We start from the raw sequence: 15301 nt of genomic DNA on the forward strand, positions 1-15301 counted from the left end.
TAGTAGGTCGTGGATTTTCCTTTATTTAAGCATCTAGTTATTTCTAAAGTCACTGAGATAGATATGAATAAAAAGTTTAATATGAATCAGTGTAAGAATAGGGTTTTCAGAGAAGGTGAGAACGGTACGATTTTTTACAATCCATACAGATCAAAAAGGTGAAAATCGTATCCATAGCATTGAAATATAATAGGAAAACTATTAGAAATAAAGCAGTGAATTTAATGTAAATAATTATTTTATAGAAGATAATTAAATTTTATAGCTTAAAAAGGTCATTGTTAGTGGTTTCTTTAATGTTATTAAAATATAATTTTTAATAAGTTGGTCTAAAAATTTGCAAAGAGTAAGTAGGTTTTTAAGGTTAATGTAAATAAGAATTGTATTTCAATAAAAAACAAAGAATACAATAATCTAACAAAGAATGGCACAGAAATAATATAATATCTATTATAGAGGTATTGAGTTTGAAGGGATGAATAATCTTTTAAAAAGGATGGTTAAATTTAGATGAATGCAACTAAAACTTATGCATCAAAGATAAGGAAGACAGGTCCTGTATTTGCTTTAGAGTATGTAAAGGAAAAGACTACATTTAAGAATATTAATAGCGCAGTAGACCAACTATTTAATAATCAGATATCTAGGAAAGCGTTGCTTCATCAAGCATTTCCACTAAATATCGATGATATGAATAACAAGTTAAGTTATTATTATAGTCTAGAAGATTATACACGTGATGACTTAAAAAGAGATTTATTATGGTATTCGAGATTGTTTTCGAAAATTCATCAAAAAATTAATAGGATATTAGAGTATAGAACTAGGATCTTTAATTCTTTATTTCATGGTGAAATTCAAACAGGTATAGATTTATTAGGAGAATTGGAAAATCAATACGGAATAAACTTGTGGGTTATAGAAACTAAACTAAAGGTTTATCAAGAATTTTATGGGCTTGATGAGCAAAAAGAATATAGTTCTAAAATTTTGGAGAATAATAATGTTCCTGATTTATATAAACTTATGGTAAGGCACCTGAGTGTTAAAGCTGAGGAGACTGTTACTCCAGGTAAATACGAATTAGATGTATATAAGAGAATTTATGGGGTATCTAATGGGAAGTTAGAATCTACTTTAGCAATATACTTATCAAACAAGTTAAGTTTTGATTACGATGAATCTAAAAATGCAGGAGTATTATTGGCGATAGATTCTAAGCTACCAATGATGGACAGATATGATTCGTTCATAAAAGTGTTATTAAATTATTTGAAGAATGAGGAGATTGACGAGGAATTTATTTGTGGTTTGTATAAAAACCTGAAAGAAATTAATGACCAAGATTTGAAAAATTTACTACTTCCATACTTGAAGGATAGTCATTTAAAAGATTACGAAGTAGATTTAAGAGCTATAAATATTATCGATAGTTATACAATTGGAGATTATAACAAGACGATTATTTTATGTGAAGAATTATTAATAGAACGTCCTTGGTGTGTTGATTTTTATGAAGTATATGCAAAGTCACTTGTATATATGAAAAAAGATTCGGAACGAAAATTTAAAGGTCTATTAGATAAAATAATCGTATTGTTTTGTGCATTATATAAACAAGAAAAAAATGAAATTGATTATTTGGATGATATCCTAAAAATATCATATGATTATTCTTTAAATGTTTGGTCTTGGAAGTTAATTGCCATGGCATTTAATACTAAAATAGATTTACAAAAAATCAAATACAATCGTATATTAGATGGGTTTAAGTTTTATTGGTTAGTGAAGCCTCAAATATTTAGTGGAATATTTCCTAAGGATAAGTTAGATGAAATTTTAAATTGTAGGTTTAGGGAATTGGATAGTTCAACATGTAATCTGCATCGTGCGTTTTTATTTAATGACATAGAAAAAATACAAAATTTGAGTATTTCTAATGATAGAAAAAATAAATATGCAGCAGCTATTTATCAACAAACTGGGAATTATGAAGAAGCATTAAGATGCTATGAAAACATACGTTTAGATAATACTAGATTATCTAAATTTGAAATATTGGTTGAAAAAATAAAGATTTACATATGTATAGGGGAATATGAAAATGCTATTAAAGTAATTATAGATAATTACATTAAAGGTTTTAATTTAATTGGCGATGTTGATTTAAAAGGGATTTTAGATAATTTGGAAGATGAAGAAAAAAACAACAAAAATATTGATTACCCAATAGTGTATGAATTATTTACAAGATATGTAGGTTCAGAAAAAGAGGAACTACGAAGTGATATATTAGAAGATTTTTTAAATAGTTATGATGTAGACTTAATATCTGAGTTACAGCAAGTAGATTTCGAAAAGTTTAATAAAGAAAAATTTATATATTTTTTAAAAGAAGTATGTGTTATTGATGTTCTCTCTAAGTTATGGATTATAGAGACGGAGCATGAAGCTGAAGAAGAAAGAATAAACATATGTAATTTATTGGCGGAAATAGATTCCGATAATATTGAAGATTATAATGAAGAAATTAAAGAGATTACTAGAGTTAAACGAATTAAAACTGTTAAAAGGGAAATTGAAACAAGTAAAATTTATGTTGATGAAAATGGATTGAAAAATTTATTAAAGAGAAGCTTGAAAGAAAGCTATGTTAGGTTTGAAAATTTCAAACATAAAGAAGGGGGGCTTTTAGATGAGGTCTACCGACTTAACATGAATTCCTACATAATATCTATACCTAAAAACGAAAAAATTGATATATTTGAAAGTATGGTTAAAGAAATAAGAGATCAATTTGTTTTCAGTAAAGAGTATGGATTAGATGGGTATTTAAGTGTAGGTATTAGACACGGAACGTTAGTTGGACAATTAAGGGGAGCAATTGAGGGAGAAAAATTAATTACAATTAGGGATTCTATAACTAACGAATATGTGTCAAATGATTATTGGATTGAAAAAGTTGATCCTATAGATAATACAAATAGAGAAAAACTAATATTAGCATTAAACTCTTTTTCGGAAAGTTTTGATGCTATTGTAGGAAGTCTAAAAGAGGAAAAAGTTCAAATTACTACTGAATTAAAATATATTCCAAATTCATATTTTGAATACACCATTGGCCCAGGAGTTATACGTAGTTTATATCATTCTTTAATATCGGATAATGGAATGAACTTAGAAGAATTTATTGATGAAATAATAAGTTATCTTTGGTATAGAACGGAAATGAACTTAGATCTGATTAAAAAGTATATATCTCATAATTTTTTAGATAGCATAAATGATTACTTTGATAAACTTTTATTTGATATTGAATGTATCCAGGGAAAAGGTACCCTCACAGATTTAAAACGTAGAATCATTGAAACAAAAACAAACATGGCGCATGAAATTAATCAGGTTTCTAATTGGTTTAATAGAAGTGAAGGCCTGAACGTTAAAGAATTTGAGATAGATTTGGCTTATGGAATAGGATTAGAAGTTGCAAATAAAATTAATATAAATAAGAGTATAAAATTTGAAGTAGAAAATTTGTTATTGAAGACTATAGAGGGAAAAAAACTAAGAGGGTTTGTGGATATCTTTGTTATTATTTTTGATAACGTTTTTAAGAGGAGTGGAATGTTAAAGGATATTCCTGTTAAATTAAGAGTTATAGAAGAGGATGGATACTTAATATTAGAATGTAAAAATAAAATATCGTTTGAAAATGAACCATTAGAGAATCGATTGGCTAATATTGAGAATAATAAAAAAATAATTGATGAATTAGATTTTAGGTTAGTTAGTACAGAGGGTGGATCAGGTTTATTGAAAATATCTAAAATTCTGAATGTAGATTTAGAATTTGCTGATAGCGGTATGGATTATAATATTATCGGAGATGAGTTTATCCTTGCAATAAAAATGAAATTTTAGGAGGGGTTTTATTGAATATCTTAATTATTGAGGATGACCCGAATAAGGCTAAACAATTGAATGAATTCTTTTCTAATATTTCAGAGGTTGAATCAATTACTACTAAAAGTTCATATAAAACTGGGTTGAAAGAAATCCTTAGAAATGAATATCATTTTCTTGTTTTAGATATGAGTATGCCTACCTTTGATATTTCAACAGAAGCAGGTGGAGGAAAAGTAATGCACTTTGGAGGAAAGGAAATACTAAGGCAATTAAGAAGGAGAAAGGTTAATATACCTACGGTAGTTGTTACTCAGTTTGAATCTTTTGGAGAAGAGAAGAAAATGACTCTAGATAAATTAAAAGATGAACTTAGACAAGAATTTTCGGATAACTATATAAAAACAATATATTATAATCCAGCAGGTATTGAGTGGAAACATGAGTTGCAGGATGTAGTTGATAATTTTGAGGTGAAATAATTGCTGAAGGTATTAGTAATTGATGATGATGTAAATAAAACAGGAATCATTAGGAGGGAGCTTACAAAGCTTCAATTTTTGAACGATAGTGATATTTCGACTGTTCAATGTTCACAGGATGGTATAAATACTTTAAGAGAATCTCAATTTGATGTAATTATTTTAGATATTAATTTACCCTTTAGATTTGGGGAGGACCCGGATCCAGAAGGTGGATTGAGATTATTGAAAAGAGCAATGGGGAACGGGAGAAAATATAAACTACCAAAAGAAGTAATTGGTTTAACAGAGCATGATACAAGTATGCAATTAGTGGAAGAGTATTTTGAAAATAACTTATTTTCATTAATAAAATTTGATAGAACAAGTCTAAAATGGGTTGAACAAATAAAAAATAAACTTTCTTATATTAAAAGTTTGAAAGAAAATCCTCAATCAGATAGTTATATATTTGATGTAGGATTTGTGTGTGCATTATCATCACCAGAATTAAGTGAAGTGCTTAAACTCGAAGCTAACTGGGTTAAACAAATCTTTGCAACTGACAATTTAATTTATTATATTGGGAGAATATTGGTGGAAGATCAATATCTAAGAGTGGTAGCAGTGGCAGCTAATCAAATGGGATTATCGGCTGCTGCAGTAACTACTATGAAAATGATATATTTATTCAGGCCAAGGCTAATGATTATGCCAGGTATTATGGGGGGGGTTAAATCTGAAGTGAATATAGGAGATGTAGTAATTTCTGATCCAAGTTGGGATTATGGAGATGGAAAATATGCCGTTGAGGGTGAAGAAATAATATTTAAACAAAGTCCTTTACAAATCAGATTAAATAAAGCTTTAGAGCAAGAAGTGAATATAATAAGAAGTGATGATGATTTAACGATGGAATTGTATACTAATTTTAGTGAACAAAAACCAAGTAACCCTTTTACTGTCCATATTGGGCCGGTTGCTAGCGGAGCGGCAGTTGTTGCAGCTTCTAATAAAATTCAAGCTATTAAACAGCAGCAACGTAAGCTTTTAGGTATAGATATGGAGATTTACGGATTTATGTATGCAATAGAGAATACAAATGGCATTAACCCTTTAGGGATAGGAATTAAAGGTGTTAGTGATTTATCAGATGAAAAGAAAAATAGCAATTATGCACAATATGATGCACAATATGCTGCTAGAAATAGCGTAATGATTTCATATGAGCTAATTAAAAATTATTTTGGATAATAATTGATATTGTAAAGTCACTGTATAGAAATATAAAATTTATATATTATTTAATTAATAATTTATTATCGCATTAAAAAAGGAGTTTGCAAAATATGATAGAAAGTTTTTTAGCACTTGAACCCAAAGATAAGTTTACCTCTATTGGAGTAATAGTTACAGCAATAATTGGAATAGCAAATTTGGGTTTTTCTATTTTAAATAATCAAAGAAATATATATTCTAGTACTGTACTAAAAGAAAGGTTAGACTCTTTAAATAATCTAAAGAAAAATACAGCAAGTTTTATATCCTTGATTTTAGTAAGTGTAAATGAAAATTCTTTAAAGAGTAATTATAAAGAATTAAAGTACTTAAGTAGTCTTATAGAGTATCAATTTAACGCTCATAAGAGGGAAGAATTAGATGCTGTAAATAAATTTAGATATTTACTAAGACTAGTTCAACTTAGGACAGAAGAAAAGGATATCGTAGAGATGGAGAGCTTTATTAAAAAGTATGATTTGGATTTTTTTAGGAAATTGCATTTTGAGCATTATAATGTGCAAACCTTAAATCGACTAATAGATCGAAATATTTATGAGAAAACCGAAGAGATTGAAATTCTATTAAAAAATCATATTAAATCGGAGTGGGAAAAAATTAAAGATAAACAAAAAATTTTAAGATATAAATAAATGTTTCTTTTTAGCTTTGAGTCCTTGTGATGAAATCTGAAAAGAGTCTTAATTTTGATTGACTTATTTATAAATAGGATATTGAGTCAGCCTTAATATAGGTCAGTAATATAAAAAACTTCATTTGTATACAAAGGGAAATCTAATATTAAAATAAAGGGTTTTATTTAGAATAACTATTTTTAAGAGTGAATAAGAGATATTCAGTTTAATATTCAAATATCTCTTATTGCTCTAATGAAAAAAGAATTGTGTTTAATTGGTGTTAATAATTATTTCTAATTTCATTAATATATTGATTCCCATAGAAAAAAAACAATTAATATATAAGCAAGATATTCTTACAATTGCTACATAAACAGATGAAAACAACAAGGCAAAAAAGAGAATCTAAGAGTAAAAGTACCGAAAATCAGAAAGGGGTAAATTAATTGCAAGGAGAAATGAAAATATTTGATGAAGTGTTCCATGGTGACATCATTAAAAAATTCAGAGAGTTCATTAAACCCTTAAATGATATCTCATTGGATAAATGGTTAATTTTTAGCGACTATTGTTTTGAAGATCAACAAAAATTATATAATTCAGTGACTTTTACTATAATTCCATATGTTAATCACCCAGATAATTTGAAACAAGCAATGAAATTAATAGCTCCCAAAGACCTCAAAAAGACGAAACATATAGATGGAAAATTTGGAGAGTTTATAAAATCCGGATATGTATTTAACTTTTCACTTATATTCGAAAAAAGAGAAAAACATTATTTTCTTAAGAGAACAAAAAGTGAATATCAATCAGAAATCAATTCATTAATAGAGGGAGTGCAAAAATGGATTGAAAATACTCCAGAAAAAGCCGACTACTATAAAGAAACTATCAAAAAAATGAAAACATTGAATCAAGAGATGGAAAGAAAAACTTTTAATTTAAGATTATACCAAAATACATACTTAATTAACGTAATGGTATCATATTTATTTTATATTATTAGTAAAGAATCTAAAACAAAACCCGCATTACTAGGGTGGTTTTCAGATAGAGACAGTATGTTAACTTCATATGATGGGTTAATAAAAGACTTTATTAATATAAGTTACCATAATCTTTGTGAGTATATGAAAATTAGCGAAAAAAAATGTCCAGAATTAGTTTTCCCAGATAATGTTTCTTTTAAAGAGAAAGTCTTATGGTACGATGAATTGAACAGAATTCCGGATTATCTAGCGGGTGCATTTGCAGGTAGAAACTATGTTAGCCCAGAAAAAGATAAATACGATGTACTATTTGAAGAAGCAATTGCTGAAAATCCATATTTAGGAGTTATGAACTTTGGTTTTGAAAATAACGAGAAAAAAATAAACTCTCTTACATTTCATCTTGCAAAGAAAGACGAGATAAAAAGTAGTTAGACTAATATAGAAATACATGAAAGTTATTTAATTCTAAATGATTAAACATGCATAACCCCGTTCTAAATATAAGACGGGGTTATGCATGTTTAATCTTGATGTAAGATATTTCACTACGCAAAATATATAACAATAAAGTCGTTTGAAAATCTAAGTTTTATTCAACAATAGCGCCCAATTGGCCCTGCATGTTATTTGAGACTATTACTTTTCCATCCATTCCTTTCTTAAGGACTATTGTTTTCCAATTCATAAAATATTATCACTATAAATGGGGTTACAACGTGCTTCAAATAGATGAAAGTAAAAATTACTCCCTAAAAGAGATTGTAGAAGATACAGGAGTTTCTATTCCGACTATTTATAATTGTTTGCGTGAAGAGAAGAAATAAAAAGAGCTTATAAGCTAAAGATGGTGGACAAAAGAAAATTACACGAAGCAAGGTTAGCTGTAAGGTATAATATGGGATTTTCGAAGTTGCATGGCAATTTAACTATATCGCACCTAGACTATGGTCTTAGCAAAGCTTACATTGTTAGCATCGGGTAATTTGAATGGATTCATGAATGAGCCGTAAGGACAGATATTCAATATTTCATTTCGGAAGTTATAGAGCCCAATTTACAGTATAAGATACAACAATCAGGACTTAAGATAATTGAACTAGATCAAATAAAAGATAAGATAATAAAGTAATTATCTTAAAGGAGGGAAATACATATGTCATAAGAAATTAAAGTTGAATGCTTATCCATGGCAGAATTAGATAAACTAACAAATGTAGTTGTCTTGCCGTTAACATTGCATTTGAATAAAAAAAGTATCAAATCTATTTCGGAATTTATTGAGAACGTTATATTTTTTCATGCTAACTAGAAAAGCTTCGATCTCAATTTTACTGTTTTCGGAACAAAACAGATAACAGATTTTGTTGCTGAATATTTCGGAGCTGACGAACCTGTTTTCACCGATGTTACAAAAGCGGTTATGGGCCGTATTATGAGACAAAAACTTACTGAACGACAATACCTTTTGTTATTTGATGATTTTGACAGTAATTATTACAACAGAATAAAATAAGAAAATAACCCCGGATTTGTTTGCAATATAGAATAATAAATGACCTAAAGGTATTAGAATTTGAAGAAGAAATAAGCTATACTGTTAACCTTAAATAGAGAGTCGTACTACAAGTTATAATAAAACCCTTTAATTTTTGGGATTATCAAGTACACATGGTAGTATTTTTACTCAATTGTGATTAATTTTTTTCATTTTTGTTATATTTAAAAAGGAAGAAAGATGACAAAAATTTGTTAAATAACGAACTATATATAGTCAAATGCGGATTGAGTGTGTTAGTCTATGTAGTGAGAATTGAGTAAGTATATTACTAAGAAATGGTGATGTGGAATGTCGAGTTTAGAAAAAATATTTATGAGTTATGTTAATCATATTAACGTTTATAGTGATTTGGAGAAAAGAAAATTGTTCGGTTATGCTGCAACAATTTTATATTTCCATGATCAGAAAAATAATGATGATTTCTTTTATAAAAAATATGTATATGATTTAGTCGAACGAGATTTTGAATTTTCATTTGACTTGAGAAGTGTTGATGAGGAGCTTTCAATCAAGTCATTTAAGGATTTAACAGATTATATAAAGACAGGAGAGCAGATTCGATTTGAAATCTGGGAACAATTTTTATCAGAACTACTAAGTCACGATACTCCTTTACATTCAATTGATTGGTCAAATTTAATATACATCATTTTACCGCAAGAGTTTTTATTCTATACACCAGATTTTATTTCGGATATAGCTAGTGAATTACTGTTAGAGGGCCAAAAGCCAAATAAAGTATTGAGATATTTTGATGGCACATTTGGTGTAGGTAAAAGTTCAGTCTTTGTTAAACAGAAGATTAGAAACCGATTTGAAATTATCAAGCTTAAAATGGCAGGTTATGAGCTGAAAAAATCTATTTATTTGTTTGCGAAGTTTCATATGCTATTTACCAAAGAATATGATATATTCCTCCGACTTGGTGATAGTCGAACGTTATCTAGTGTTGAAAGTCCGATCTATGATTGTATTTTCTCACACTACGAAAACGATATAAAGTCAATAAAAAGCTCTATGTTTGAACGAGAAATAATTTCTGAAGAAATGCAGATTATAAACGAATCAATCAAAATTCTAGACTTAGAAGGTACGGCGGTATTTGTAACTTCTAACGGCTTACTTTATAGAGAATTAGAAAAGGATTTTAGAAAGTCTTTATTAGATCAAGACTATATTGAAGCGATAATTTCATTCAAAGAACAAAGAAGACGCCAACCTTTACTAGAGCGTAATCTAGTCATTGTAAAGAAAAATAAATCAAGATTAATTACTAAGATATTATTTATGGATTTAGGTATAATCGATAAATCTACCGATAGAGATGAATTATTAAAAAAATGTTTAGATGTATATAGAAATCCACAAGATATTGAAGGTTTTAGTAAACAAGTTGCGATAAGTAGCATGGAAAATTATAGTCTAGCGACCAATAGATATGTTAAAGATTCAAAAATAGTACATGAAGTATTAGGAGAACTAAATGTTTATCCAGAATATATAAAAGAAAAGGTAAGTCTTGGTGATTACGTAGAAGTCATTAATGGTTTGAATCTACCAAGTACAAAAATTCATGAACATAAAGATGGCCAGGTTAAGCTTGTGAAGCTTAGTGATATTGAACAACAAGAGTTAAAAGTTGATACAATACAAAGGGTGAATCTTGAATATAGTCGAGATATCAGTCGTTATACACTAAGGGCCCGAGATTTATTGTTATCAAGTAGGGGGTATTTAATAAAAAAAGCGTTAGTATCAGATTGCGATGAGCCTTTGATTTTATCGCAAAATTTATATGCTTTAAGAGCGAAAAAAAATACAAATATTGAATTTATTAATGCCTATTTAGATAGTCCGATGGGGCAATATTTATTACAGCAAATCCAGTCGGGTACTACAATTAAAATTATTCCAGCACGTCTTCTAGTTGAATTACCTGTTCCATATCTTACGGTAGAGGAACAAGATATGATTGCTGAAAAAATAAGAAAGGCCAATGATGAATATTCTTATGAATTAAATCGAGTAAGAAATCTATATAAAAATTCTTTAATGGAAGCTTATGAAACAATGCATATAGCCGATGGAATCAAGTGAAATCAATGATATAAAAAACCTACAGAACTTATTTCTGTAGGTTTTTTATATGACTGAAAATTTAGTATTAAAAATACTTGATTAATGTAGAAGCGTGGTTTAAACTAAAAACAACTTAGTAAAACGATAACTAAAAAGGAGGTTGTTTACTTATGACAAAAGTAAGTAATGAACAATATCTATCAATACAGGAACGGGAACAACTAGTTAAAGCATTTATTGAAAATTATCAAGTGGATAAGATTCGGATGGTAACACATCGTATTGGTAATAAAAAATATGAATTATCAGCTTACGAATTGCCATTAGAGTTAACATACTGTAGCCATAAAAACTCTCGAATTGGTGCGGAGCGTATGCAGTATGAGAAGGGACACAACGTTGTGATTGAAGAAGGAAATCCGCGTCATATGAAAGCGATAATGAACATGCTTTTACCAAACAATGAAGAATCGGAAAACCTAATCAATCAAATGAAGGCCCCAGGTCAAACAGAGCCAGGTTTAATTACGAAATCAGGACGTCTAATTAATGCAAACCGACGTCGAGCAGCTTTGGAACGTATTGGAGCCAAAACAATCTTAGTATCAATATTACCTGATGAAACAACAGAAGAAGAGCTGTTTGACATCGAGCTAGGCTTGCAAATCACTACAGATTATAAGGAAGACTATAAAGGGATTAACCGTTTATTTATGATTCGTCGTGGCATAGAACTAAAGCATTCAATCGAAAATTTATCAAAAAAGTTTTCTATGAAGAAAAAAGACATTGAGCGTGGATTAAAGGTGCTTGAAAAAGTAGAAGAATTTTTAGAAGAAATAGGAAAGCCATATGAGTATACCGAAGTTGAAAACATGCTTGAGCACTTTTATGAGTTAGTGAAGGAATCTGAACGTATTTTACAGGAAGATGGTGATGTCGTTTTAATCGAAGAAGTATTCTACGGTCTGATGAAGCACAATATGGGTGAAAAGCAAAATATCATTGGACATAAAGAAATACGTGATACCCTTCTATATGCATCGCAAGACCCGAAGATTTTCAATCTATTAGCTTCTTCAGCTGAATCAACAGATGTAGAAAAGGTACAAACAAATCTGAAGATTGCTAAAGACTTAGCGGCAATGTACAAAAACAAAGAAACGATTGCGAAAACAATTGCTAAACTCGTAAAGCAAATTGATAGTATTAACATTGAGCAAGGTTTCTCGACATACAAAAAAGGCGACAAGGTCCAAATCCTTGCAGAACTTAGAAATTTGGAAGCTCAAACGAAATCGTTTATCCAGGAGGTTCTAGATGAAGCAGGCAAACCAAAGTACTTGTAATAAAGTCATATGCGTTCTAAACAACGATGTGTTACAAATCGATGTCTCATCGTATCCAGATTTAATGCTAGGTACGAAAAAATCATCGTTTACAAATGCAGGATTTGTCCTGCATCGAAATTGCAACTTATATGAAATGCCGATACTAGAAGCGCGCACAAAATTGCTTTTACATCTACAAAAAAATCTACAACGTAAGCGGTATGAGCTTGTAGATGAATCCGGAGTAATTGAACGCGCTGTTAACGAAAAACAAGCAATTGATGAAACGACCCAACGTCTACATCATGCAGCGATGATTAAACGGAATCCAACGACTACAACATTAAAATTACCCTATTTTAATCGAAAGCTATTACCTTTCCAAGAAAATATTGTGAAGCATAGTATTACGGCGATTAATTCTGCGAATTTTTCAGTACCAGGTGCAGGAAAAACAACGATGATTTATGCATCTTACTGTTATCACAAACATGTTGTGAAGAAGGTCAATAAAATATTAGTAGTGTGTCCGATGAGTGCATTTGAAGCTTGGATTCGTGAGTTTGAAGAATGCTTTGGATATAAGCCAAGTGCTGCATATTTAAATGGACCGAAACGAAAAGTTTACTATGAGCCAAACAAACATTTTGACCTTTACTTAATTAACCATGCAACATTATCGAACGATTTAGAATTAGTAAAGGGGTTGTTAACTCGGGATAATTACATGATTGTCGCTGATGAGAGTCATTATTTCAAAAATTTTTCACCTAATGCAACGTGGGCAAATGATATGTTACAGATTGCTCCGTACGGAAAAGTGCGCATTATCGCGAGTGGAACGCCTGCTCCAAATAAGGAAACAGATTTTTGGAGCCAGATTACATTTTTAGTGGGGAGTGAGCTTGTTTTAGGAAACCGCCAATCTTTCTCAACGCAGCTGGAGATGGCTACGAAGAAAGAGAAGTTGATGGATATGATTAATGCAATCAGTCATCGTGTGACGAAAGCTGATTTAAATCTTCCTCCAACTGAAACAATGGTTGTTCCTGTTGAAATGATGCCGATTCAACGTAAGTTATACGACTTACTTGCAAAAGAAATTTCAGATGAAGTAGCAGGTTTTGATGAGGTGGACCGTCATGTTTATGTGAACTGGTGTCGCGCGAAAATCATCCGTCTTCGTCAAATTAGCTCGAACCCAGCGTTACTGAAAAACTCAATCGACGATAGATTTGTTACAGGTCAGTTGGTGGATTATGTGAAAAACTACGAAGATTATGAACGGTCAAGTAAGTTTACAAAGACAGTTGAAATTGCGATGAGCCATGTTCGAGAAGGAGAGCGCGTGCTAATCTGGAGTGACTTTGTTCAAAATATTAAAGATTTACACACGTACTTCAAGAACCAAGGTGTAAAAGTATTCCATGTCTATGGAGAAATTCCAAAAGAAGCAACTGATGAGGTAACGGATTCATTAACGCGTGATAACGAGATTAACGGTTTCAGAGAAAATAAAGGTAGCGTATTAATTGCCAATCCTCAAACATTAGCTGAGTCGGTATCACTGCATCACCATTGTCACGTGGCGATATACATGGATTGGAGCTTTAATGCAGCACATTCAATGCAATCACGCGACCGTATTCATCGTGTTGGACTAGATTCGAAAATTTTAACAAAGTATTACTATATCAAAAACAAAAACTCGGTTGATAAAGTGATTTTACAGCGTCTTGAGGAGAAGGAACTTCGTATGAACGCGATTTTAGCAAATGAAGTACCTGTTGCAACAGGAGAGTTTAACGGATGTGACCTTGGGGAGGAAGCCGATTTTAAAGCCGTATTACAACATATCAACACATTAGTTGGTGATCAACATGGTTCAATTTGAAAAGATGATGAAGGCTTTGCAAATCATTGAGGCGACTAGAGCGAGTAATTTATCGATGAGGCTACCAGTCATTGAAACTCAGTTGTTGATTCAACAGCTTGATCCATCAATTTTGCAAGAATTGCGGGCATATCAGCTGATTGAGCTTACAGCTAATCAAGAAGTTATCTTTTCGAATGAGGCAAGTATGCTTCTTGGTTCAAGAAATCTATTTTTTGCAAAACAGTTGAAGCTTTTTGCGAAGCCACTAATGCGCCGGTTTGAGAAGGAAATTTATGAGGTGTTCTGCCTAATGTTAAAGTATGATTTCATTCTTCAGGAGCTTGAAATTCCGAAGGTTTATCGCCCGATGATTGAGCTGTTGTTAGATGTAGGGATTCTACATTATGAACATGGAAATGTTGTTTTAGATCCGAAGCTACCTTGTTTTATTAAGTGGTTAGAAGGTTATGCGTTTTCAGATGAAGACTTTAACAAGCTACAGGAAATCCAGAAAAAATTGGGGGACCTAGCTGAGAAAATAGCTTATGAGTTTGAAGTTGAACGACTGAAGAAATTAGGCATGTGTGAAGAGGCAACACGATGTGAGCTCATTTCTAAAACACATTTATCAGCGGGATTTGATATGAAATCTTTTACATCGCCATCACCAGTGCCAAATCGGTTTATTGAGATAAAGACGTTTGATAACGAACATTTTTATTTATCTCGTACAGAACGAAAGAAGGCTGAAGTCTTAAAAGACGCGTATTTCTTGTATTTAGTAAATACGCAAACGGGTGAGATACAGATGATTCAAAATCCCATTCGTAATATTGATGATTGTTTTTACCAAGAGGTAATGGATATCCATTATACATTAAAAAGTACACCCCTTCCTTAGAGTATTTACTGCGCCTTATAGCGTCCTGAATGAGCTATCGACGGTTTATTTGGTAAATTACTTGTCCGTAACAATGATTTATATTAAATGAATCAATACTGCAAATCTAGCAATTAAGAAATAGTGACTGTCTAAAAAGAAGGGTACAGGATGTTGAACCGAATAGAAAGGAATCAGATATTAAATTTAGTCGATGGAGTGGCAAAACTAACATAGGTATTCTCGATTTATGTATAAGAGTATTGAGCTAGGTCTGCAGTAGATAAAGGTTAAACCCGAAC

At 30.7% G+C, this 15301-nt stretch carries 9 protein-coding genes; all 9 read left to right on the forward strand.

Going from position 1 to position 15301, the window contains the following annotated elements:
* Window positions 1-510 precede the first annotated feature (510 nt).
* The 9 genes from MR065_RS07665 to MR065_RS07705 all read left to right on the forward strand — a co-directional run bounded on the left by MR065_RS07665 (window position 511) and on the right by MR065_RS07705 (window position 15020).
* On the forward strand, window positions 511-3921 hold the full coding sequence (locus MR065_RS07665; protein ID WP_242213161.1) for a hypothetical protein: 3411 nt from the start codon (window positions 511-513) through the stop codon (window positions 3919-3921).
* A gap of 11 nt (window positions 3922-3932) precedes the next feature.
* Entirely contained in the window at window positions 3933-4385 is a 453-nt protein-coding gene (locus MR065_RS07670) for a response regulator (protein ID WP_242213162.1), read from the forward strand.
* Complete coding sequence (locus tag MR065_RS07675; protein ID WP_242213163.1) at window positions 4386-5618, forward strand: phosphorylase family protein; 1233 nt, start codon at window positions 4386-4388, stop codon at window positions 5616-5618.
* A gap of 95 nt (window positions 5619-5713) precedes the next feature.
* Complete coding sequence (locus MR065_RS07680; RefSeq protein ID WP_242213164.1) at window positions 5714-6295, forward strand: hypothetical protein; 582 nt, start codon at window positions 5714-5716, stop codon at window positions 6293-6295.
* A 431-nt stretch (window positions 6296-6726) separates the two neighbouring features.
* Window positions 6727-7707 carry a hypothetical protein gene (locus tag MR065_RS07685; RefSeq protein ID WP_242213165.1) on the forward strand — a complete coding sequence of 327 codons (981 nt, stop codon included), beginning with the start codon at window positions 6727-6729 and terminating at the stop codon, window positions 7705-7707.
* Window positions 7708-9121: 1414 nt separating this feature from the next.
* Entirely contained in the window at window positions 9122-10930 is a 1809-nt protein-coding gene (locus MR065_RS07690) for an N-6 DNA methylase (protein WP_242213166.1), read from the forward strand.
* A 152-nt stretch (window positions 10931-11082) separates the two neighbouring features.
* Entirely contained in the window at window positions 11083-12261 is a 1179-nt protein-coding gene (locus MR065_RS07695) for a hypothetical protein (RefSeq protein ID WP_242213167.1), read from the forward strand.
* Complete coding sequence (locus MR065_RS07700) at window positions 12233-14137, forward strand: DEAD/DEAH box helicase (RefSeq protein ID WP_242213168.1); 1905 nt, start codon at window positions 12233-12235, stop codon at window positions 14135-14137. Before MR065_RS07695 ends, MR065_RS07700 begins: the two co-directional genes overlap by 29 nt.
* A complete protein-coding gene (locus tag MR065_RS07705; RefSeq protein WP_242213169.1) occupies window positions 14124-15020 on the forward strand; it encodes a protein NO VEIN domain-containing protein in 897 nt (298 codons plus the stop codon). Before MR065_RS07700 ends, MR065_RS07705 begins: the two co-directional genes overlap by 14 nt.
* The last annotated feature ends 281 nt before the right edge of the window (window positions 15021-15301 follow it).

It is taken from the genome of Bacillus cereus group sp. BfR-BA-01383 (genome assembly GCF_022663495.1).
Lineage (GTDB): Bacteria > Bacillota > Bacilli > Bacillales > Bacillaceae_G > Bacillus_A > Bacillus_A cereus_AU.